Annotated in this window: 20 protein-coding genes, 1 tRNA gene and 1 pseudogene; 5 read left to right on the top strand and 17 right to left on the bottom strand. The window is 61.1% G+C overall.

What is annotated here, in order from left to right; genetic code table 11:
• Positions 1–16: 16 nt before the first annotated feature.
• The 12 genes from LB556_RS09185 to rpoZ all read right to left on the bottom strand — a co-directional run bounded on the left by LB556_RS09185 (position 17) and on the right by rpoZ (position 10,769).
• A complete protein-coding gene (locus LB556_RS09185; RefSeq protein ID WP_224566300.1) occupies positions 17–535 on the bottom strand; it encodes a PaaI family thioesterase in 519 nt (172 codons plus the stop codon).
• Positions 532–1,308, bottom strand: coding sequence for a DNA repair protein RecO (gene recO, locus LB556_RS09180; protein ID WP_224566298.1), 777 nt, complete (start codon positions 1,306–1,308; stop codon positions 532–534). Before recO ends, LB556_RS09185 begins: the two co-directional genes overlap by 4 nt.
• 136 nt (positions 1,309–1,444) lie before the next feature.
• Entirely contained in the window at positions 1,445–2,551 is a 1,107-nt protein-coding gene (locus LB556_RS09175) for a porin (protein WP_224566296.1), read from the bottom strand.
• A 718-nt stretch (positions 2,552–3,269) separates the two neighbouring features.
• Positions 3,270–4,190: a GTPase Era gene (gene era, locus LB556_RS09170; RefSeq protein WP_224566294.1), complete on the bottom strand. Its 921-nt coding sequence runs from the start codon at positions 4,188–4,190 to the stop codon at positions 3,270–3,272.
• Positions 4,187–4,912 (bottom strand): ribonuclease III, encoded by a 726-nt coding sequence (rnc, locus tag LB556_RS09165; RefSeq protein ID WP_224566292.1) that lies wholly within the window; start codon positions 4,910–4,912, stop codon positions 4,187–4,189. Before rnc ends, era begins: the two co-directional genes overlap by 4 nt.
• Positions 4,913–4,916: 4 nt before the next feature.
• Entirely contained in the window at positions 4,917–5,666 is a 750-nt protein-coding gene (lepB, locus tag LB556_RS09160) for a signal peptidase I (protein ID WP_224566290.1), read from the bottom strand.
• 78 nt (positions 5,667–5,744) lie between these two features.
• Positions 5,745–6,158, bottom strand: coding sequence for a holo-ACP synthase (acpS, locus tag LB556_RS09155; RefSeq protein WP_224566288.1), 414 nt, complete (start codon positions 6,156–6,158; stop codon positions 5,745–5,747).
• The gene (locus LB556_RS09150; protein WP_224566286.1) at positions 6,155–6,754 is read right to left on the bottom strand and encodes a DUF2062 domain-containing protein; all 600 of its coding nucleotides are present in this window, start codon (positions 6,752–6,754) and stop codon (positions 6,155–6,157) included. Before LB556_RS09150 ends, acpS begins: the two co-directional genes overlap by 4 nt.
• Positions 6,755–7,014: 260 nt before the next feature.
• Positions 7,015–7,395: a VOC family protein gene (locus LB556_RS09145; RefSeq protein ID WP_224566284.1), complete on the bottom strand. Its 381-nt coding sequence runs from the start codon at positions 7,393–7,395 to the stop codon at positions 7,015–7,017.
• A gap of 13 nt (positions 7,396–7,408) precedes the next feature.
• The gene (gene pyrE, locus LB556_RS09140; protein ID WP_224566282.1) at positions 7,409–7,987 is read right to left on the bottom strand and encodes an orotate phosphoribosyltransferase; all 579 of its coding nucleotides are present in this window, start codon (positions 7,985–7,987) and stop codon (positions 7,409–7,411) included.
• A 24-nt stretch (positions 7,988–8,011) separates the two neighbouring features.
• On the bottom strand, positions 8,012–10,240 hold the full coding sequence (locus LB556_RS09135; RefSeq protein WP_224566280.1) for a RelA/SpoT family protein: 2,229 nt from the start codon (positions 10,238–10,240) through the stop codon (positions 8,012–8,014).
• A gap of 127 nt (positions 10,241–10,367) precedes the next feature.
• A complete protein-coding gene (gene rpoZ, locus LB556_RS09130) occupies positions 10,368–10,769 on the bottom strand; it encodes a DNA-directed RNA polymerase subunit omega (RefSeq protein WP_127871379.1) in 402 nt (133 codons plus the stop codon).
• Positions 10,770–11,050: 281 nt separating this feature from the next.
• Between rpoZ and LB556_RS09125 the strand changes: the two genes are divergently transcribed.
• Positions 11,051–11,632, top strand: coding sequence for an NYN domain-containing protein (locus tag LB556_RS09125; protein ID WP_224566278.1), 582 nt, complete (start codon positions 11,051–11,053; stop codon positions 11,630–11,632).
• Positions 11,633–11,642: 10 nt separating this feature from the next.
• Positions 11,643–12,299 carry a uracil-DNA glycosylase gene (locus tag LB556_RS09120; protein WP_224566276.1) on the top strand — a complete coding sequence of 219 codons (657 nt, stop codon included), beginning with the start codon at positions 11,643–11,645 and terminating at the stop codon, positions 12,297–12,299.
• 182 nt (positions 12,300–12,481) lie between these two features.
• Here LB556_RS09120 and LB556_RS09115 read toward each other — a convergent pair whose 3' ends face one another.
• From LB556_RS09115 to dapA, 3 genes are all read right to left on the bottom strand, one after another.
• The gene (locus LB556_RS09115) at positions 12,482–13,192 is read right to left on the bottom strand and encodes a GH25 family lysozyme (RefSeq protein WP_224566274.1); all 711 of its coding nucleotides are present in this window, start codon (positions 13,190–13,192) and stop codon (positions 12,482–12,484) included.
• Between the two features lie 75 nt (positions 13,193–13,267).
• A complete protein-coding gene (gene smpB / locus LB556_RS09110) occupies positions 13,268–13,747 on the bottom strand; it encodes an SsrA-binding protein SmpB (protein WP_006202221.1) in 480 nt (159 codons plus the stop codon).
• Between the two features lie 25 nt (positions 13,748–13,772).
• Entirely contained in the window at positions 13,773–14,654 is an 882-nt protein-coding gene (gene dapA / locus LB556_RS09105; protein WP_224566731.1) for a 4-hydroxy-tetrahydrodipicolinate synthase, read from the bottom strand.
• 350 nt (positions 14,655–15,004) lie between these two features.
• Here dapA and LB556_RS09100 point away from each other — a divergent pair, with 350 nt between their 5' ends.
• Complete coding sequence (locus tag LB556_RS09100) at positions 15,005–17,035, top strand: lytic transglycosylase domain-containing protein (protein ID WP_224566272.1); 2,031 nt, start codon at positions 15,005–15,007, stop codon at positions 17,033–17,035.
• Positions 17,036–17,142: 107 nt separating this feature from the next.
• Positions 17,143–18,078 (top strand): alpha/beta fold hydrolase, encoded by a 936-nt coding sequence (locus LB556_RS09095; RefSeq protein ID WP_224566270.1) that lies wholly within the window; start codon positions 17,143–17,145, stop codon positions 18,076–18,078.
• A 20-nt stretch (positions 18,079–18,098) separates the two neighbouring features.
• Here LB556_RS09095 and LB556_RS09090 read toward each other — a convergent pair.
• Positions 18,099–19,175, bottom strand: a pseudogene (locus LB556_RS09090) (tyrosine-type recombinase/integrase).
• Positions 19,176–19,409: 234 nt separating this feature from the next.
• Positions 19,410–20,582 carry a porin gene (locus tag LB556_RS09085; RefSeq protein ID WP_224566268.1) on the bottom strand — a complete coding sequence of 391 codons (1,173 nt, stop codon included), beginning with the start codon at positions 20,580–20,582 and terminating at the stop codon, positions 19,410–19,412.
• A 449-nt stretch (positions 20,583–21,031) separates the two neighbouring features.
• On the opposite strand from LB556_RS09085, the gene LB556_RS09080 reads away from it, so the two are divergent.
• A tRNA-Ser gene (locus LB556_RS09080) sits at positions 21,032–21,122 on the top strand.
• The last annotated feature ends 53 nt before the right edge of the window (positions 21,123–21,175 follow it).

Here is a 21,175-nt window from a genome sequence, read left to right as displayed (position 1 = left end):
TCAAGCGGCTGAAAACTCAACGTGCCGCCAGATTGGCGGCCGGAAATATCGAACATGTCTCTGTGCCGAAAGCCAGCAGCTTGCCGCCGGCATCCTTCAGCGTCGCTTCCGACACGGCAAGCGTGCGGCCCTTGTGGATCACCTTGCCTTCGCAGACCACCTCGCCGGTCCTGGGCGTGATCGGCCGCGTCAGGTTCACCTTGAACTCCGCCGTCGTATAGGCTTCGCCCTTTTCGAGCAGTGTCTGCACCGCGCAGCCCAGCACCGAATCGAGCAGCGTCGCCGCCCAGCCGCCATGAACGCTGCCCAGCGGATTGAGGTGGCGTTCGTTCGGCACGCCCCGGAACACGGCCCGGCCTTCCGAAACTTCGGCCAACGCGAAGCTGAGCTGAAAGGAGATCGGCGGTGCCGGATATTTGCCGTCGATGATTCGCTGCAGCAATTCCAGGCCGGTGTATTTCAGGATGTCGGCATGAGGAATGGTGCCGAGACCAAGCGGCGAGACCTTGCCCGGATAGAGTTCGACTTCGCTCATCCGATGATTTCCCGGGCCGCGTTTTCCCCGGCGATGGGCTTGTGCATCGCGTGGTGCTTGCGCAGGGCGGCAAGGAAGCCGGCGCGGGCGTCGGGCTGCTCGATGCCGCGCGGCTCATAGACATGGCGGGTGAAGAAGAAACCGGTCAAGCGGAAGGCATCCGCGATCGCGGCCTGATTCGCGCGCAGGCCGGAGCCGCGCTGCAGGAAGGCTGGCAGCGCCAGCATCTTGTCGTGCCACGGCGCGCCGGCGGCGCGTGACACCGCGCGTCCCGATTTCGGCGACACATAGGCAAGATCCTGTTTGGCGCCAGTGGCGGCGCATTGGCTGAGATCGAGGCCGAAGCCCAGTTCATCAAGGATCAGCAGTTCGAAACGTGCCACGAGTTCACCAGCGACATCGGCGTCGTCGAGGTGGACGATCATGACCGAAAGCGCCTCGTATAGGCCGCCATGGGCATCACGCTCGGGCAGCAGGCGCAGATGCGCCGCCATCGTCTGAAGGCCGTAGACGGCTATGGCATTGTCCATCAGCCGGGCGGCGTTCATCTCGATCGCTTCGGCCTGGAAGGTGCCCAGATGCTCGTCGAGGCGTGCACGCCACAAGAGATCGACGCGATTGCCGGGCTGGAGAACGGGCTGCTGCTTGCGCGAGCGGCCGCCGCGCACGAGGCCGAGATGGCGGCCATGCGCTCTGGTCATCACCTCGAGAATGGCGCTGGTTTCGCCATGCCTGCGGGTGCCGAGAATGATTCCCTCGTCGCGCCATTCCATGCCTGAGCTTTTCACCGATCGGGTGGCAAAATCAAGGTATGGGTCTGGCTCCTGGGCAGATCGTGAGCGGGCCTCGGCGCAAAAGACCGCCCGGAGCGGTGTGCCACGGGCGGTTCGATGAAGATTGGTCGATCTGTTAGAATGAACGCTGGAAGCGGAAAATGCCACCGATCGCGTCTGAGTTGTCCTTGTCGAAATTGTCGTAATAATCGACTTCAGCGGTGATCGTGTAGCCTGGGACGATCGTGTAAGCGACGTTAGCCGCCACCGCAAAGTCTCTGGCATCGGTGTAGGAGACCTGTGCGTTGAGTGCAACCTTCTTGTTCACCGTGTAGGTGCCACCGCCCCAGACCGCGAAGTTTCCATTCCACGGCTTATAGAAGCTCTTGGCAACATTGTCGTCGGTGCCGTAACCAACCATTGCGAATAAGGTCAGATCTGCTGTCGCCTTCAGGTCAAGACGGGCCTTGCCTGCCCATTCTTCCCAGTTGCTGTTGTAGGCCCCAACCGCAGTGATCGCACCCCAATCGCCCTTGTACTTCACACCGCCGACAACATGCGGAACGTAGCTGTCGATCGTCTCTGTTGTGCCGGAACCTTCTTCCAGCGAAGCTACGGCTGAGAAGCCGTTGCCGGCATCAAAGTAGTAACTGATCAGATTGGTGTCTTTAATACCGTATTTTATGATCGTATCCTGCACGACGTTACCAGCGTAGCCAATGAACGAGTCATAAGGAGTTTCATCCTTGCCGACGCGTAGACCACCAAGCTGTATCCAAGCGAAATTCAGGGTAACGCTCTTGTTGGCAGCGCCTGCATTGTAGCTTTCAGTAAATTGATTGTAGCTTGCGATGCCGCTTTTTGACGTGTTGCCAAAATTAAAGCGGGTTTCAGTGTAGGTCTTCAATGTGCCAAGCTCGGTTTCCTGGCCGGTCCAAGTCTTCAAATTGAAGCGAGTGTTTTTCAACCAGGTTCCCTGTTGACTACCGTCGCGGACATCAGTGGCGCGAGCGCCGTCCAACGAACCGACATCACCAAAACCGGCGTCATAACGGACATAGCCGCCGATGCGCAGGCAGGTTTCGGTGCCGGGAATGTAGAAGTAGCCGGCGCCGTAAACGTCGCAGATCTTGACGTATTCGGCCGGTTCCGGTTCGGCGACGACGACGGCGTCCGCGGCGCGTGCGCCGGAGACCGCGATCAGTGCCGCGGCTGAGCCGAGAAGGAGGCTCTTGATGTTCATTTTCTGACCTCTCCAGTCAAGTTAAAAAAATTAGCTTCTGAATTGTGGCTGGCGGATATGTTTTCCCGCCTCACCCCCACAACGAAAAAGGCTCGCACCGCGTCCCCTTTTCGCGGCGAACATACCCATCAATCTTCCCCCGACAATGACAATTCCATAAACGCGCCGGATTTTCGCCACAGATTAAATCCGTGTTGCACAAATAACACTAATCGATGCCGCCGGAACTTGGATATGAAACAAATGGAACATCGTCATATATCTGCAATAATTCAGTTTAGTTTCGCGCCTAAATTCGCCTACTGGCTATTTATCCTATAGAGTTCAATTCGCTTAATTTTGCCGCCTAATAGAAATCGGACAACAAGCGGTTTTTCCCACCCGATTGCTGGCAATGATGAATCGCCTACACCGGAGGTGGCCGAAATCGATCACGGCTTTTTTCGACCAGATTCGACAAGCTGACATTGCCTGAAGCCAGGCGGACGGCCATTTAGGACCGTGGCAAGGGAGAGCGCCGGACATGGCCTCAGGCATAGCATGTCGCGCGAAAGTGACCTCGGTTTTGCGGCGACGACAAGCAATAGCCTAAGCGCTGCGCATGAACCGGTTCGACGCGACGCGCTTTAGTCGTCCGTCAGTCAGTACGAAACGTTGCATCCCAAGCTTGAATCACGACCAGGCGACGATCAGGATCCTGAATTCACAAAGCCCTAGTCTAGTGGGGAAACTCCAGCCCCATCTCGCGGTAGCGCTCGGGATCGTCGCCCCAGTTCTCGCGCACTTTGACGAACAGGAACAGGTGCACTTTCTGCTCCAATATGCCCGCTATTTCCATCCGCGCGGCCTGCCCGATGGCGCGGATTGTTTCGCCCTTGTGGCCAAGCACGATCTTTTTCTGGCTGTCGCGCTCGACATAGATGACCTGCTCGATGCGCACCGAGCCATCCTTCTTCTCTTCCCATTTCTCGGTCTCGACGTGCGAGGAATAGGGAAGTTCCTGATGCAGCCTGATATAAAGCTTTTCGCGGGTGATCTCGGCCGCGAGCTGGCGCATCGGCAGGTCGGAAATCTGGTCTTCCGGATAGTACCACGGGCCGGCCGGCAGCACCCGGGCCAGATAGTCGAGGAGGTCCTTGCAGCCGGAGCCGGTCAACGCCGAGACCATGAAGGTGCGCTGGAACGGCACTTTCTCGTTCGCCGCCGCGGACAGGGCCAGCAACGCTTCCGGCTTGACGCGGTCGACCTTGTTGAGGATCAGCACCATCGGCTGGCGTACATCCTTCAGCCGTTCGAGGATGGCATCGGCGTCGCCCCTGATGCCGCGTTCGGCGTCGATCAGCAGCAGCACGATATCGGCGTCCTTGGCGCCGCCCCAGGCGGTGGTCACCATGGCGGTGTCCAGCCGCCGCTTGGGCTTGAAGATGCCCGGCGTGTCGACGAAGACGATCTGCGCGTTGTCGTGCGTGGCGATGCCTCGCACGATGGCGCGTGTCGTCTGCACCTTGTGGGTGACGATAGAGACCTTGGCACCGACCAGTTGGTTGACCAGCGTCGACTTGCCGGCATTGGGCGCGCCGATGAGCGCGACGAAGCCGGAATGCGTGACCGGAGCTGTCGCAGTGTCTTCGACGGTCATGCCGCACCCCCTTCATGGACCCAGACGCCCTCGCGAACCAGAAGAGCAGCGGCGGCGGCCTGTTCGGCCTCACGCTTGGAACGGCCGCTACCGGTCGCCGGCCGGAACGCGCCGACCTTGACGCTGACGGTAAACAGCGGATCGTGATCGGGGCCTTCCCGGCCGTCGATCTGATAGGTGGGAACTGCACTCGCCGCCTGATGCGCCCATTCCTGCAATTCGGTCTTGGCGTCGCGGCGTGCCGCGCCCGAGGCCTGCGAACGCGGCTGCCAGTATTTATGGATGAACGCGCGGGCCGCTTCCAGACCACCATCGAGATACAGCACGGCAATCAACGATTCCAATGCATCGGCGCGCAGGTTGACGCGCTTGCGCCCCTCGAGCCCGCGCACGTCCGATCCGGCACGGATCAGGTTCGGCAGCCCGATATCCTCGGCGATCTGCGAAAGTGCTTCAGCGTTGACGAGCGCATTGAGCCGCAGCGACAATTCCCCTTCCGCTGCGTCGGGAAAAGCGGCCAGCAGCATGTCGGCGACAACAAGGCCAAGAACCCTGTCGCCGAGAAATTCGAAACGCTCATAATCGGTGCCGCTGTTGACGCCGCGCGCGCTGGCATGGGTAAGCGCACGCTGCAGGCGCTGGCGGTCGGCAAAGGCATGGCCCGTGCGCTCCGCAAGCGCTACGGCGAGCGCATCGGGGGTCAACCGTTTCGGTGCCGCCATGGCCCTAGTTGACGAAATGGAACAGGCGCGAAACGCGCACCAGCGACGGCCATTTCCAGATTTCGAGCGGGCTTGCCTTGCCGGCGATCGAGAAGAAGACAAGGTTGGCGCGGCCGACAAGATTCTCGGCCGGAACATAGCCGACGGTGAACCGGCTGTCGGCGGAATTGTCCCTGTTGTCGCCCATCATGAAATAATGGCCTGCCGGCACGTCGAATTCGCGGGTGTTGTCGCCAATCGAATTCGGCGACAGGTCGAGCGTGTCGTAGCTGACGCCATCGGGCAGCGTCTCGCGATAGACATCGATCGGATAATCCTTTTCCGTGATGTCGGGATTGTCGATCTGGCCGGTTTTGACGCGCGGCACGCCAACGCCGTTGATGAAGACCTGGCCGTCCTTCATCTGGATCTTGTCGCCGGGCAGGCCAATGACGCGCTTGATGTAGTCGACGGACGGATCCGGCGGGAACTTGAACACCACCACGTCGCCACGCTTGGGTTCGGAGCCCCAGATGCGGCCCGAGAAAATATCCGGTCCAAAAGGCAGCGAATAGCGTGAATAGCCGTAGGACCATTTGGTGACGAATAGATAGTCGCCTTCCAGAAGCGTCGGCCGCATCGAACCCGATGGGATCGAGAACGGCTGGAACAGCAGCGTGCGAATGACCAGGGCGAGCAAAAGCGCCTGGACGATGACGCTGACGGTTTCGCCAAGCCCGCCGGATTTCTTCTGAGATTTTTCAGCCACGCTCATGTCGTCCTCGATTGTGCGTTGGATGGTATAGAGTCTCGGCGCGCGCTGGGCAACGTCAATGCCGGTCGTCAAATGCAATCAATGTGGCGCTTCTTCGACCGGCAGCGCCTCTATGATCACAAAGGCTTGAGCGAGCGGGAAATCATCGGTGATGGTGAGGTGGATCATTGCCCGATGGCCTTGAGGGAGGATCTTTTCCAACCGCGCCAGCGCCCCGCCGGTCAGCGCCATCGTCGGCGCACCGCTGGGCAGGTTGACGACACCCATGTCACGCCAGAAGACCCCTTGTGCCAGACCGGTGCCCAGTGCCTTGGCGCAAGCCTCCTTGGCGGCGAACCGCTTGGCGTAGGAAGCCGCGCGGGCGCGCCGGTTCTCCGAACGCGCCTGTTCGACCTCGGTGTAGATTCTCTGGATGAAACGCTGGCCGTGACGCTCAAGCGATTTCTCGATGCGCCTGATATCAATCAGGTCGCTGCCGATGCCGATGATCATTGCGCGGCTGAGCCGATACTTCCGCCGGGATGAGGCGAATGCTCACGGCGCCTCGCGCGCTCGGCCAGCCGCTTGCGCCTCTGTTCGCGGAAGATAGTCATGCCCCAGCGCGTTATGCCGTAGAACACCAAGCCGAACACCAGCCCGAGCGGCACCGCGCCGATCAGCATCGGCTCGAGGACGGGATGCCAGAGTTTGGCGAAGGAAAGCGTGTGCATCATCTCGCCCAGATGCGTTGGCGGGCCATGCGCCGGCAGGCGATTGTGCAGGATGAGCTTGCCGGTTTCCCAGGAGGCGCCCCACAAGAGCGGAAAAGTCAGCGGATTGCCGAAGAATACGGCGCCGAGAGCTGCTGCCACCAGATTGCCGGCGATCACCCAACACAGAACGGCGGCAATGATGAAGTGGAAACCGACTGGGAAGAACGAAGCAAAGACACCCGCGGCGACGCCCGCCGCCACCGCATGCGGGGTGGCCTTCAGCCGCAGAATGCGCTTGGAGAAATATTGAAGCGAGCGCGAAAACGAACGGCGCGGCCACAAATAGGTGCGCACCCGCTCGAAAAGGCCATCAGGCTTGCGGCGACGAAAAAGCACTCTTTTCCCATTCCCGACAATTCACGGCTCACACGCGGCTGCTTCCAGCCGGCCTCGCCACCATATCTTGCGCGTTACGGTCGCCAAGAAGGCAATCACGACTTTGATATAGCCATCCGCAACCCCGACAACAACCGAAGGCCGTCCGCGCAGTAGCCGCACCGCCATAATTTTTGGTAAGGTTCATCTCCAACATGGGATAATCACGGCGAATTTGAGAAGAAGCTTCGGCTTATTGTCGCAGCCCAATGCTTGAGACACTACCGGAGGTATTGGCTGACTTCGACAAGGTTGCCATCGGGATCGCGGAAATAGACCGACATCATCGCGCCCCGCGCCCCGATCCGTTCGATCGGACCAAGCTCCACCGCCACATCATTGGCCTCGAGTTTGGCGAGGAATTCGTCGAGCGGTCGATCGGTGACGAGGCAGAAGTCACCGGATCCGGGCGTAGGCATCTTCGCCTTCGGCTCGAAGGTGCGGCCCACCTCGTGAACATTGATCTTCTGGTTGCCGAAGGCAAGTGCCGTCGGCCGGTTCGGCGTGTCGATGCGTTCGAAATCCAGCACGCGTTGATAAAAGGCGCAGGCCGCGTCGAGCGATGCCACCGTCAATACGAAATGATCGAGGCCAACGATCATCTCGACCTCCCCGTCAGATGTTGCGGCTGCCGGGCTTGATTGCCGGTATCGCCGCAAGCTCCGGCGGCAGCCGGTCCGGCGGATAGGCCGGAACTTCATACTCGGCAAGCGCGATCAGCGGCACCCCGACATGGGCCTTGCCGGCCGAACGGTCGATGATGCAGGCGGCCGCGACCACCTCCGCGCCAAGTTCGCGCAGGCAGTCGATGGTTTCGCGGATCGACAGGCCAGTGGTGACGATGTCCTCGACGATGATGACGCGCGCGCCTCGATCGATCTCGAAGCGCCGCAGGCGGAACTCGCCCCCTTCCCGCTCCACCCATATCGCCGGCACGCCGAGGTGGCGCGAGGTTTCGTAAGCCGGGATCAGCCCGCCGATCGCCGGGCCCACGACATAGTCGATCTTGCCCGGCATCGCGGCGCGGATTTTCTCGGCCAACGCCTTGCACAACCGCTCGGTCTTGTCTGCATGCATGAATACCCGTGCCTTCTGCAGGAAGACGGGACTGCGCAGACCCGACGTCAGGATGAAATGCCCCTCCAGGACAGCGCCAGCCTCGCGGAATATGCCCAGCACTTCGTCGGTATTCATCTCGTCCCCCATGATCGGCTATCGCTAGCCATTGACGCGCCGCGCATCGCTGACGCTCGAATTGTCCTTGAGCTGCGACAGCAGCCGGTTGAGATGCTTGAGATCCCAGACTTCGAGATCGATCAGCATTTCGGTGAAATCGGGTGCGGTGCGCACCATCGACAGGGTGTGGATGTTGGCGTCGTTGGAAGCAACGACCTGGGCGATATCGGCAAGCGATCCCGGCGCGTTGATGGCGGTGACCGAGACCCTCGCGGGAAACCGCTCCTTGGTGCGTTCGTCGATGTCCCAGCGCACGTCGATCCAGCGCTCCGGCTGGTCGTCGAAAGCCTGCAGCGCCGGCGACTGGATCGGATAGATGGTGATGCCCGTGCCCGGCTGGACGATGCCGACGATACGGTCGCCAGGCACGGCCCCTTCCGGCGCGAAGCGCACCGGCAGGTCGCCCCGCACGCCGCGGATCGGCACGGCGCCGTCGCGCGGCTGGTCCTTGTCCTTGCGCGCGGCGCGACCCGGTATCTGGAACAGCATGCCGGCGGCGTTGCGGATCTTCGACCAGCCCTCCTCGCGCTGCTTGGGAGCCGCGGGGGTGACGCGCTCGTCCTTGTAATCGGGGAACACCGCCTTCATGACATCGGTGGAAGCCAGTTCGCCCCGACCGACGGACGCCAGTACATCCTCGATGTCCTTGCGTGCCAGCCGGTGCAGGACGGGCTTCAGGCTTTCCTTGGTGAAGGTCTTGCCGGCTCGTTCAAAGGCACGCTCCAGGATACGGGCGCCAAGGCCGGAATACTGCTTGCGGATCGCATTCTTGGTGGCGCGGCGGATGGCGGCGCGTGCCTTGCCGGTGACGACGACCGATTCCCAGGCGGCCGGCGGCACCTGCGCCTTGGAGCGGATGATCTCGACCTCGTCGCCATTCTTCAGTTCCGTCATCAGCGGCATGATGCGGCCATTGACCTTGGCGCCGACGCAGGTGTCGCCGACATCGGTGTGGACGGCATAGGCGAAATCGATCGGCGTGGCGCCGCGCGGCAAGGCAATCAGCATGCCCTTCGGCGTGAAGCAGAATACCTGGTCCTGGAACAGCTCCAGCTTGGTGTTCTCGAGAAAATCCTCGGGATTGTCGCCCTCGGCCAACTGCTCGATTGTACGCCGCAGCCAGGCATAGGCGTTGGTCTCCTTCGAGATCGCATGGCCGGCGCCGTTCGTCTTGCCGCCGGTGTCCTTGTAGATCGAATGGGCGGCGACACCATATTCGGCGATCTTGTTCATCTCGCGGGTGCGGATCTGCAACTCGACGCGCTGGCGCGAGGGGCCAACGATGGTGGTGTGGATCGAGCGATAGTCGTTCTGCTTCGGCGTCGAGATGTAATCCTTGAAACGGCCGGGCACCATCGACCAGGTGGTGTGGATGGCGCCGAGCGCGCGATAGCAGTCCTCGACACTGTCGACGACGACGCGGAAGCCGAAAATGTCGGACAATTGCTCGAAGGACAGCGCTTTGGCTTCCATCTTGCGGAACACCGACCACGGCTTCTTCTGGCGGCTCTTCACGCCGGCCTTGATGGCGTGCTTCTCGAACAGCGTCGAAAGTGCCTTCTCGATCTCGGACAGCACGTCCTTGTTGCGCTCGAAGATTTCGGCGAGCCTGGCGGTGACGGCGCGATGGGCCTCCGGGTTGATGAAGCGGAAGGCGATCTCCTCCAGTTCCTCCCGCATGCCTTGCATGCCCATGCGCCCGGCCAAGGGCGCATAGATTTCCATCGTCTCCTCGGCGATGCGCAGGCGCTTGGCCTCCGGCATATGATCGAGGGTGCGCATGTTGTGCAGACGGTCGGCGAGCTTGACCAGGAGCACGCGGACATCTTCCGAGATCGCCAGCAGAAGCTTGCGCAGGTTTTCCGCCTGCTCCGCCTTCTTCGACACGAGGTCGAGCTTCTTCAGCTTGGTCAGTCCTTCGACAAGCTTGCCCATTTCGGGACCGAACAACTCATCGATCTCGGCCCTGGTCGCAGTGGTGTCCTCGATGGTGTCATGCAGCAGGGCGACGGCGATCGTCGCCTCGTCCATATGCATTTCGGTGAGGATGGCGGCGACCTCGAGCGGATGCGAGAAATAGGGGTCGCCGGAAGCGCGCTTCTGGTGACCATGCTTCTGCATGGCGTAAACATACGCCTTGTTGAGCAATGCCTCGTTGACGTCAGGCTTGTAGCGCTGCACGCGCTCGACAAGCTCATACTGACGCATCATGGGCTAAATCTCTCGGCGATAAATGAATCATGCGCCGCACTGTCGTACGGCGCACGTCATAGATAGCCACGAAACTGCCGGGACGGAAGTGGCGGAAGATCGTTCCGGTCGCTTCCGGAGATATCCCTTAGTAGTCGTCGCTCTTTTCCGGCGGCACCAGACCTTCGATGCCGGCCAGCAGGTCTTCCTCGGTCATGCGATCGAAGGTGATGTTGTCCTCGGCGTCGTCAGTGTCGGCGGCGGCAACGGCGCCGCCGGTTTGGTCGGCGATCACTTCGCCATCGGCTTCGGGCTCGTCGACCTCGACATGCTTCTGCAGCGAATGGATCAGATCTTCCTTGAGATCGTCGGGCGACAGCGTCTCGTCGGCAATCTCGCGCAGCGCAATGACCGGGTTCTTGTCGTTGTCGCGCGGTACGGTGATCTGCGCGCCCTGGCTGATCTGACGGGCGCGGTGGCCGGCCAGGAGCACCAGCTCGAAGCGGTTGTCGACCTTGTCGATGCAATCTTCAACGGTTACGCGGGCCATGGATTGCCCCTTTCATGCCTGGATTTAATGGAAAACAGGCGCGGTCCATAACCCGAACGGCGCCAAAATACAAGCATCATGGCGGTGCGGACCGCAGAACACCCCACGTCCCAAGCTTCGGCGCCATGATCACAATTGCTTGCAGTGCGCCACACGCCCTTGGATTGCCGCCAAACTGGCGCTATCTCGATTGATCCAAGGTCGGCCGGTTTATTATGAGCCCGACCAATAGCGCTACCGCATTCGTTTAGACGGCCACGTATTTCGAAAGGACTATTTCCATGTTCGATCCCCGTGAAAAAATCGCCCTTTTCATCGACGGCGCCAATCTTTACGCCACCTCGCGCGCGCTCGGGTTCGACATCGACTATCGCAAGCTTTTGGCGAGCTTCCATAAGCGTGGTTACCTGCTGCGCGCCTATTACTACACCGCGCTGGTCGAGGACCAGGAATACTCCTCGATCCGGCCGCTGATCGACTGGCTCGACTATAACGGCTTCAAGGTGGTGACCAAGCCGGCCAAGGAATTCACCGACTCGACCGGCCGCCGCAAGATCAAGGGCAACATGGACATCGAGCTCACCGTCGATGCGCTGGAACTCGCCGACGTCGTCGATCACTACGTCATATTCTCCGGGGATGGCGATTTCCGCACGCTGGTCGAGGCGCTGCAACGGCGTGGCCGCAAGGTGTCGATCGTCTCGACCATGGCCTCCCAGCCGCCGATGATCTCGGATGACCTGCGCCGCCAGGCCGACCATTTCATCGATTTGGCGACGCTGAAGAACGACGTCGGCCGCGACCCCTCCGAACGGCCTGTTCGGCGGCCCGAACCTGCTGAAGTCGAAGAGGACGACTACTGAGGCGGTCGACTTGACCGCCCTCTTCGCTTCCGAACCCAGCCGCGACTGCCCACTCTGTCCGCGGCTGCATGAGTTCATCGCCGAATGGCGGCAGCGCGAGCCGTCGTGGTTCAACGCGCCGGTGCCAACCTTCCTGCCACCGGGCGGCGAAGAGACCGTCCGGCTTCTGATCGTCGGTCTGGCGCCTGGCCTGCGCGGCGCCAACCGCACCGGGCGCCCCTTCACCGGCGACTATGCCGGCGACCTGCTCTATTCGACACTGATTGCCCACGGCCTCGCGCGGGGGGAATTCAAGGCGCGGCCCGATGACGGGCTGGAACTGATCGGCACGGCGATCACCAACGCGGTGCGCTGCGTGCCCCCGGAGAACAAGCCGGTGGGTGCCGAGATCTCCACCTGCCGGACATTCCTGGTGCCGACGATCGCTCGCTTTCCCAACCTGCGCGCCGTGCTGGCGCTTGGATCGATCGCGCACCAGTCGACCGTGCGGGCCTTGGGCGAGCGCGTCGCCGCCTATCCGTTCAAACATGGCGGGCAATTGCCGGCCGGCGGCATCACGCTGTTTTCGAGCTATCATTGCTCGCGCTACAACACCAACACCGGTGTGCTGACCGAAGACATGTTCGTCAGGGTGTTCGGCGAGATCGCAAGATTCCTGGAGAGCTGACCTGGTACGGTCCTCCGATGCCTGCCCACACCGGCAACAAACCATTCGCGTAAACGCCGCGATCACGGCCGCCGGGATGAGGTATTCGGCGATAGGCCGACGCATCACCAGGGAAAATCCGGCTATCCCGACATCAGCTGGATCGTGAAGAAACCGGACCGACATCGGATCGGGTCTGCACATCAAGGCGTGGGCGCAAGCAGCGCCGCCAGCTTCTCTGGTCCGCCATGCAAAACGTTCAGGTCGACGTCCCCCTCGACGCCGTCCACACGCCCCCGGTCGTTGTACTGCCAATAGATCCAGTCCCGGCGGTCCGGCTCCTTGAGCAGCGAGCGTAGCCAAAGTGGGCGAGCGGCAATTTGCCCAGCATAGGCAGCCTCGGCTTCATCCGTCAGATAGACGATCGCCGGCTTGCCGAACGCAGCCTCGACAGGTCCGAGAAAAGCCTCGAGCTCCGCGTTCAGTTGCCCGGGTGACGGGCGCTGCGGACAGTTGCCGCCAAACTCGATGTCGACGACCGGGGGCAGCAAAGGCTGATCGTGCGGCACCACCGAGATAAAATTCCTGGCCTGGTCGGCGCCCGACCGACAGAAGGTGAAGAAATGATAGGCGCCGACGGCGAGCCCGGCGGCGCGGGCGGCGCGCAGATTGCCTGCGAAGGCGTCGTCGACATGATCGCCGCCTTCAGTCGCCTTGATGATGGCGAAGGCCACATCATCGGCGGCAACGCGCCGCCAGTCGATCTGGCCCTGATGATGGGAGACGTCGATACCCCGGACCGGATATCTGCCCCGGTCGGGAGAATAGGTGTGGAAGTAGACCACGCCCCCCGCCGCAACGACGCAGGCCAGGGCAAGGCTGGCCAGGCCCCAGAGAACAATCCGCTTCTTCAAGACCATCCCCTGTCGGAGTTGCCGGTTGTCCGACGCTGAAGCACGACTGTTGGCTTTTTTCAGGCTGTCACCTGATCACCCACGTTCCTTGAGAAGCCGGCCCTTCTCGCGCGACCAGTCGCGTTGCTTCTCGGTCTCGCGCTTGTCGTGCAGCTTCTTGCCTCGGCCAACGGCAAGCAGCAGCTTGGCCCGGCCCTGGTCATTGAAGTAGATCTTCAGCGGCACCAAGGTCATGCCTTCGCGGTCGACGCTCTGCGAGAGCTTTGCCATCTCGCGCTTGTTGAGCAGCAGCTTGCGGCGGCGGCGCGGCTCGTGGTTGAAGCGGTTGGCCTGCAGGTATTCCGGCAGATAGGAATTGATCAGCCAGATCTCGCCGCCTTCAACCGAGGCGTAGCTGTCCTGGATATTGGCCTGGCCTTGACGCAGCGATTTCACCTCGGTGCCAGTCAGCACCAGGCCGGCCTCGATCGTGTCGAGCACCTCATAGGAAAACCGCGCCTTGCGATTTTCGGCAACGGTCTTGTTGTTGGGGTCGGCTTTTCTGACTTGATTCATAATGCGGAGAGGTGGCGCCTCATTCCTAGTTAATCAAGCCGGCGTGCTTCATGGCCGCATCGATCTTCTCGGCCGTCGACTGCTCGATGGTAACCAGCGGCGAACGCAGCACATTTTCGACCTTGCCGAGCTTCGAGAGCGCGTATTTGGCGCCGGATACGCCGGGCTCGATGAAAATTGCCTTGTGCAGCGGCAGCAAGCGGTCCTGCAACTCCAGCGCCTTCGCACCGTCGCCCGACAACGTTGCCTCCTGGAACTCGGCGCACAGCCTTGGCGCGACATTCGAGGTCACCGAAATGCAGCCGACACCCCCATGCGCGTTGAAGCCGAGCGCCGAGGCATCCTCGCCTGAAAGCTGGATGAAATCCTTGCCGCAGGTCATGCGCTGCTCCGATACCCGCTCGACCTTGCCGGTGGCGTCCTTGACGCCGACGATGTTCTTGAAGTCGTGCGCCAGCCGGCCCATCGTTTCCGGCATCATGTCGATCACCGAGCGCGGCGGAATGTTGTAGATGATGATCGGCAGGCTGGTCGCCCTGGCGACGGCGGCGAAATGTTCGTAGAGGCCGCGCTGCGTCGGCTTGTTGTAGTAGGGCGTGACGACCAATGCCGCGTCGGCGCCCGCCTTCTCGGCATATTGCACCAAACCGACCGCTTCCAAGGTGTTGTTGGAGCCGGCGCCGGCGACGACCGGGGCGCGGCCCTTGGCCACTTCGATGCAGACCTTGACGACATGACGGTGCTCGTCATGCGACAGCGTCGGCGACTCGCCGGTGGTGCCTACCGGGACGAGGCCCGTGGTGCCTTCGCCAAGCTGCCATTCGACAAACGCGCGAAAGGCTTTCTCGTCGAAACGCCCGCTCTTTTCGAACGGTGTCACGAGCGCAGTAAGCGAGCCTCTCAGCATGTCGTCCAACTCCTTGGGACTTCTTTGTTCATGCATGTCGTCGCCCAAAAACGGATGCCCATTTTTGGGCGACATGCACTTTGTTGGTTCATGCATGTCGTAGTCCCAAAAACGGTACCCATTTTTGGGCGACATGCATCGGTGTTTTGTCGTGCGCGCCTTCTAACCGAAAGCGAAGCCGCGCACCATAGTCTCGACATGGTTGCGCGGCAAGCATTGCGTGGTGCCAGCAAGAGCAATTCGAACGGCCTCGATAACCCTTTGTTTACGAGCCCTTCACGACCTAAGTTTAGGCTTCAATGCTTCTTCGCCTGCTGGTAAAATGCTGGATTAGGAGAGAACACGAACTCATGCCGACCGGTCGGCCCCACCTCTTCGCGTTGCTTGGCGCCATCGCCGCGTTGACGCCCGGCGTGGCGATCAGCGGCAGCGTCGATGTGCGTGTCACCTCGGCGATCCCGATGCCGAGACCGCAGGACGGGACGCAGTTGGCCCCCTCAGCCGGCGTCGCGATGTTGAAAAGCGGACTGGATGCGCTCGCGGCTGGCGATATTCCCGGCGCGCGCGGTCTGCGTGACGCACTGCCCGCACAATCACTGGACCAGCACATATTGGCTTGGGCGATCGCGCTCTACGGGGGCGACAAGGTCCCGAGCGGCGAAATCGCGGCGGCCGCGAAAATGCTGCCCAACTGGCCGGGCACCGTTGCGTTGCGCAAGAACAGCGAGCGCGCGCTTTATCGCGAGAACCCGGCGGCGGACAGCGTTATCAAGGCATTCGACGGCAGCCAGCCGCAGACATTCGAAGGCGTGATGGTCCTCGCGCGCGCCTATTTGGCGTCCGGCAACGCGAAGGCGGCGCGATCGGTGCTGTCGCCTTTCTGGCGCACCGCGATCCTGGAAGCCAAGGACGAGACGGCTCTGATCAAGGAGTTCGGCGGCCTGATTCCCGCCGCAGACCATCGATTTCGCATGGATCGCATGTTCTATGCCGACCGGGTGCATTCCGCCCTGCGTGTCGCCGGCCTCGCCGGTGCCCAGCAGCTCGCCGAAGCCTGGGCCGCGGCCGATAAAGGCGACAAGAATGCACTGAACCTGCTGAAGGCAGTGCCGGCGGCGCAGCGTTCGGCCGGCTATTTCTTCGCGCAGGCCGAATATCTGCGCAAGCAGGAGGATTTTGCCGGCGCCGCCGCCGTCTTGATGAAGGCGCCGACCGATCGCGAGGCGCTGGTCGATCCGGACGCCTGGTGGGTCGAGCGCCGGGTGCTGTCGCGCGAACTGGTCGACCAGGGCGACATCAAGACGGCATACAAGATAGTCGCCACGCATGCCGCCGAAAGCGCGGCCAATGCGGCGGAAGCCGAGTTCCATGCCGGCTGGTATGCGCTGCGCGGCCTCAACGATGCCAAACTCGCGGCAACCCATTTCGCGCGCATCGCCGACCTTGCCCAGGGGCCGGTGACCCTGTCGCGCGCCTACTACTGGCTCGGCCGCGCGGCGGAAGTCGGCGGGCCCGGCAATGCCAAGGATTATTTTGGACGTGCGGCGGCCTACGGCACGACGTTTTATGGCCAGCTAGCCGCCGAACGCGTCGGCCGGCAGGCGCTCAACATCGTCTATCCCCAGCCAAGTGCCGCCGACCGGCAGAACTTTGCCGGCCGCGAGGCCGTCTCCGCCATCAAGCGCCTGCAGGAGGCAGGCTACGACCGCTATGCCGAAACGCTCTACCGCGACCTCGCCGGCCAGTTGACCAGCCCTGGCGAACTGGCGCTGCTTGCTGTCCTTGCCGAGAAGCAGGACAACCATTTCATGGCGCTGAAGGTCGGCAAGATCGCCGGCGCGCGCGGCATCGATGTCGGCGCGCTGTCGCACCCTCTCGGCGTCATCCCTGATTCGGCCAATATTTCCGGTTCGGGCAAGGCGCTGGCCTATGCCATCGCCCGCCAGGAAAGCGAGTTCAACGTTGGCGCCGTATCCAGTGCCGGCGCGCGCGGGCTGCTGCAACTGATGCCGGGAACCGCGAGGCAATTGGCCAAGAGGGCCGGATTGCAGTTTTCACAGACAAAGCTGACCACCGATGCCGGCTATAATGCAACGCTTGGTTCGGCGTTCCTCGGCGAACAGCTCGATCGCTTCAACGGCTCGTACGTATTGACCTTCGCGGGCTACAATGCCGGCCCGGCCCGGGCAAGCCAGTGGGTGGTGAAATACGGTGATCCGCGCGGCAAGGACATCGACGCCGTGGTGGACTGGATCGAGCGGATTCCCTATACGGAAACAAGAAGTTACGTGCAGCGCGTGATGGAGAATTACGAAGTCTACAAGATGCGTATTTCCGGCAAGTACGACATCGTCGGCGATCTCGTGAATGGGCGCGGCTGAGGCTCCTGCTCTCCCTTCGTGCGGAGAAGGACAAGCTTTCCCGTTTGACCCTCCCGCGCTCCGTCTGTAGCAGTCGTGGACGATCCTTCGGCTAAGGAGCCCGTCCCATGTCGAGCAATCCAGATTTCTCCGAATTCTTCTACGCGGCGCCGGATGGGCTGAGACTTCATGCGCGTGTCTATGGCGAAGCGAATTCCGCACATTGGCCGGTCGTCTGTCTGCCTGGCTTGACGCGCAACGCGCGGGATTTTCACGAGCTCGCACTCTATCTCTCAACGCGATCCACCGTTGCGCGCAAGGTCGTCGCCTTCGACTATCGCGGGCGCGGGCAGTCGGCCTACGATCCCGATGTCAGTCATTACAACGTGGGCGTCGAGGCGGGTGATGTTCTTGCCGGGCTGACGGCGCTTGGTGTGGAAGAGGCGGCCTTCATCGGCACCTCACGCGGCGGGCTGATCATCCATATACTCGGCGCGATGCAGCCGGCGGCGCTGAAAGCCATCGTGCTCAACGACATCGGGCCGGTGATCGAACCCGCCGGCCTCGCCCACATCCAGTCCTATCTCGAACGCACGCCGAAGCCGAAGACCCTCGCCGAGGCGGTGGATGCCCAACGCAACGTCCACAGCCAGGATTTTCCAGCGCTTGCTGAGGGAGATTGGAGGCGGATGGTGCGGGCGATCTATCGCGAGACGAATCAAGGACTTCTGCCCGATTTCGATTCGAAGCTGGTCGACACGGTCGCCAATCTCGACCTGTCACAGCCATTGCCGCCTCTCTGGCAGCAGTTCGATGCGTTGGCGGCCATTCCATTGCTCGTCATACGCGGCGCCAATTCGAGGCTATTGTCTCAGGAAACGCTGGAGGAGATGCGGAAGCATCATCCCAACGCCAGGACAATCACCGTTCCAGATCAGGGTCATGCCCCCTTTCTGGAGATCGGCAACCTGCCCAGCGACATCGCGCTCTTTCTGGATCAAGCAGAGGCTCAGAAAACCGGAAATAGGCCCAAGACCAACCAAGGTCTTGGGTCGTCATCATAGTATAGGCCAATCTCGCCGGCCTATTTGGCTTTTGAGTTCTTCCGAGGCGCCTTCGGCGTCATCTTCTCCGCACCGGCCTGTTTCCGCTCGGCCTTGCCAGGGGAAGGCGTGGTCACGGGAGAGGAAAATATGGATCCCTCGGCGTCGCTTGCCGGCTGCTCGCAACGAGGCTTCTCCAGAACCACGACACAGCCGTCGAGATCGTTGGTGACCAGATGCGCGTAACGCATGGTCATCGACAAGGTCTGATGGCCGAGCCACATCTGCACGCGCCTGATGTCGATGCCGCCCTGGACGAGACGCGAAGCACAGGTGTGGCGCAGGATGTGCGGCACGACCTGATCATCGGCGCCGAGGCCGACTTCCGCCTTGGCATCGTTCCAGATGGCACGGAACTGTGCCTGGCTGAGCTTGGTGAACGGTCCCTTGGGCCGGCGCCCTTCGACCGCAGGCAGCTTGATGACCTCCTTTACCCGCTCGGTCATCGGAATGGTGCGGCTGCGGCCGGACTTGGTGATCCAGAAGGAGACGCGATGCTCCTGGATGTCATTCCAGATCAGCCCCAGCGCCTCGCCGAGGCGGCATCCGGTGTCGACCAGGAAGACGGAAAGCCGGTAGGCGTCCTCGCTGCGGCTCCTGATGGCAGCAAACAGCCTGGCCTCTTCGTCCCTCTCGAGGAAACGAATCCGTCCCGCCCGCTCCTTCTGGCGGCGAAACTCGGGCAGGCTGTGGATATCTCCCATCTTGTAAGCCTTGCGCAGCAGTTTGCTGAGAGCAGCCATCTTTCGATTGATGGTTGCGTTGCTGTTGCCGCGCTGGCGGAAGGTGCCGATAAGGTTATCCAAGGTACTCTGGTCAAAGGCGCTGAAACGCTGCCCGAGGAGAATTTCGTCTATCTCGCCAATGAAGGAGCTGACATTATATTTATGCCGCCCATCATCCCACAATATATCCCGATATGCTGAAAAAAGCTCTCCGATCCGGTATAACTTTACTTATCTTATCTTGTTATATGTGTAGTTGATCTTCGAGTTCTGAGAAGAAAACGTCGAAAACTGATCAGAGGGGTATCCCTCTTGAATCGCTTCGTTGGTCATTACCCGTCACTCCCCGGAGTGGATTGGGATCAGCCCGCTTGGGAGCGCCCTTTCAAGAGATTAAATCACGCAGTTGTGATCTCACCCGCCCACCGTGGATCCCACGAGACCAAGCCTACGGATCTGTTCAGCTACCGATTCCCCTTTTCCTTCGTTTGCGTTGACCCAATCACAAAACCAAAACAGCCCGGGCGTTTGTGCGCCCGGGCTGGATTTCACCTAAGGAACCAGCCCTTAGAAGGAGCGCTGGAAGCGGATGATGCCGCCCAGATTGCTCTTCTTTTCGGCATGAGCCCATATCGAATCGTTGTCGATCGAGCCCTGGCCGACGCGCTGGTAATCCACTTCGGCCGTGACCGTAAAGCCCGGAACGACGTCATAGGCGATGTTCGCCGCGATGCCGAGGTTCTTCCAGTCGTCATAAGAGACCTGAGCGTTGAACGAGGTCTTCTCGTTGAACTTGTAGGTACCACCGCCCCAGACAGCCCAGTTTCCGCCCCATATCTTATACATACCGCGGCCGAACGCAGGCACGGCATTGTTCGCATTGTCGTTGAGATTGTCGTCGGTGCCATAGCCGCCCATCACGAACAGCGACAGTTCGTTCGAAACGTTCACGTCCAAGCGAACCTTGCCGGCGACTTCTTCGTAGTTGCTGTCATAGGCAACTACACCGGTGAGGGCGCCCCAGCCCTGCGTCCACTTCACGCCGCCGACGACATGTGGAACGTAGCTGTCGATGGTGCCGACATTGCCGTAACCCTCTTCGAGGGAGACTACGGCAGAGAAGCCGTTGCCCGCGTCGAAGTAGTACTGCACCACATTGGTGTCGAAACCACCATAGGGAACGATCGTATCCTGGATGACATTACCAGCGTAACCGATGAAGGTGTCGAAGGCTGATTCGTCCTTACCGACGCGCAGGCCACCGAGTTGGATCCAAGCGAAGTTCAGCGAGATGCCTGAGTTCGCAGCGCCAGCGTTATATGTCGAGGTGTAATTGTTGTAGCTGGCGCGACCGCTGTTGCGGGTGTTGCCGAAATTGAAGCGGGTCTCGGTGTAGGTCTTCAAGGTGCCGAGTTCGGTCTCCTGACCGGTCCACGTCTTCAGCGTGAAGCGGGCGTTTTTCTTCCAGGTGCCCTGGTCCTTGCCGCTCTGCACGTCGGTGGCGCGAGCGCCGTCGAATGTGCCGATATCGCCAAAGCCGGCGTCATAACGGACATAGCCGCCGATGCGCAGGCAGGTTTCGGTGCCGGGGATATAGAAGTAGCCAGCGCCGTAGACGTCGCAAATCTTGACGTATTCAGCGGGTTCCGGCTCGGCGACGACGACGGCGTCGGCGGCGCGCGCACCGGAAACTGCGATCAGGGCCGCAGCGGAGCCGAGAAGAAGGCTCTTGATGTTCATTTTCTGACCTCCAGTCAAAAGTTAAAAAACGGGTCTGGGTATTCTTTGCTGAAGGACAGCGTTCCCTGCCCCATCCCCACTACCGAAAAAGATGCGCACCGCGCCGCTCCTTCGAATTCGACATTACCCATGAGCCGGCGGCGTTCAACAACGATCGTACCGGCGAAAGGGCTGTTCGGCTGCTATCCCCTGGCGTTGTTGCACAAATGACACGATTTGGCCTCACTCGGAAAGCTCTGGTTAACCATTGGGCCTGCCGCGCCCCTTGTTGGCAGCCGAATCCCGCGATCCGCCGACGGAATTATGGCAGGGGCCCGAGTCTCCAGCCTGGGGATTGCCGCAAAACCGCCGCATCGGGGAAAGCCACAACTCGGTACCTTCTTATTTTTCGATATAATGACGCGGGCTTGTTGATTGTGCCGGCGCTTTTCTTTATCCAGCGGCGCAACGGAGAGGTGGCCGAGTGGTCGAAGGCGCTCCCCTGCTAAGGGAGTAGAGGTCAAAAGCTTCTCGTGGGTTCGAATCCCATCCTCTCCGCCATCCTGCTTCTGTACGGCCGGGAGACATGGGTAACAGTTCGTACCTGAGACATG

It is taken from the genome of Mesorhizobium sp. ES1-4 (assembly GCF_020164745.1).
Lineage (GTDB): Bacteria > Pseudomonadota > Alphaproteobacteria > Rhizobiales > Rhizobiaceae > Mesorhizobium.
The sequence above is the reverse complement of the archived record's forward strand: the minus strand, read 5'-3'. Positions and strand labels throughout refer to the sequence as shown.

Excerpts from the sequence above, each read along its gene's own strand:
- LB556_RS09185 (WP_224566300.1), bottom strand. The coding sequence starts at position 535 with ATGAGCGAAGTCGAACTCTATCCGGGCAAGGTCTCGCCGCTTGGTCTC.
- recO (WP_224566298.1), bottom strand. The coding sequence starts at position 1,308 with ATGGAATGGCGCGACGAGGGAATCATTCTCGGCACCCGCAGGCATGGC.
- LB556_RS09175 (WP_224566296.1), bottom strand. The coding sequence starts at position 2,551 with ATGAACATCAAGAGCCTCCTTCTCGGCTCAGCCGCGGCACTGATCGCG.
- era (WP_224566294.1), bottom strand. The coding sequence starts at position 4,190 with ATGACCGTCGAAGACACTGCGACAGCTCCGGTCACGCATTCCGGCTTC.
- rnc (WP_224566292.1), bottom strand. The coding sequence starts at position 4,912 with ATGGCGGCACCGAAACGGTTGACCCCCGATGCGCTCGCCGTAGCGCTT.
- lepB (WP_224566290.1), bottom strand. The coding sequence starts at position 5,666 with ATGAGCGTGGCTGAAAAATCTCAGAAGAAATCCGGCGGGCTTGGCGAA.
- acpS (WP_224566288.1), bottom strand. The coding sequence starts at position 6,158 with ATGATCATCGGCATCGGCAGCGACCTGATTGATATCAGGCGCATCGAG.
- LB556_RS09145 (WP_224566284.1), bottom strand. The coding sequence starts at position 7,395 with ATGATCGTTGGCCTCGATCATTTCGTATTGACGGTGGCATCGCTCGAC.
- pyrE (WP_224566282.1), bottom strand. The coding sequence starts at position 7,987 with ATGAATACCGACGAAGTGCTGGGCATATTCCGCGAGGCTGGCGCTGTC.
- LB556_RS09135 (WP_224566280.1), bottom strand. The coding sequence starts at position 10,240 with ATGATGCGTCAGTATGAGCTTGTCGAGCGCGTGCAGCGCTACAAGCCT.
- rpoZ (WP_127871379.1), bottom strand. The coding sequence starts at position 10,769 with ATGGCCCGCGTAACCGTTGAAGATTGCATCGACAAGGTCGACAACCGC.
- LB556_RS09125 (WP_224566278.1), top strand. The coding sequence starts at position 11,051 with ATGTTCGATCCCCGTGAAAAAATCGCCCTTTTCATCGACGGCGCCAAT.
- smpB (WP_006202221.1), bottom strand. The coding sequence starts at position 13,747 with ATGAATCAAGTCAGAAAAGCCGACCCCAACAACAAGACCGTTGCCGAA.
- dapA (WP_224566731.1), bottom strand. The coding sequence starts at position 14,654 with ATGCTGAGAGGCTCGCTTACTGCGCTCGTGACACCGTTCGAAAAGAGC.
- LB556_RS09100 (WP_224566272.1), top strand. The coding sequence starts at position 15,005 with ATGCCGACCGGTCGGCCCCACCTCTTCGCGTTGCTTGGCGCCATCGCC.
- LB556_RS09095 (WP_224566270.1), top strand. The coding sequence starts at position 17,143 with ATGTCGAGCAATCCAGATTTCTCCGAATTCTTCTACGCGGCGCCGGAT.
- LB556_RS09085 (WP_224566268.1), bottom strand. The coding sequence starts at position 20,582 with ATGAACATCAAGAGCCTTCTTCTCGGCTCCGCTGCGGCCCTGATCGCA.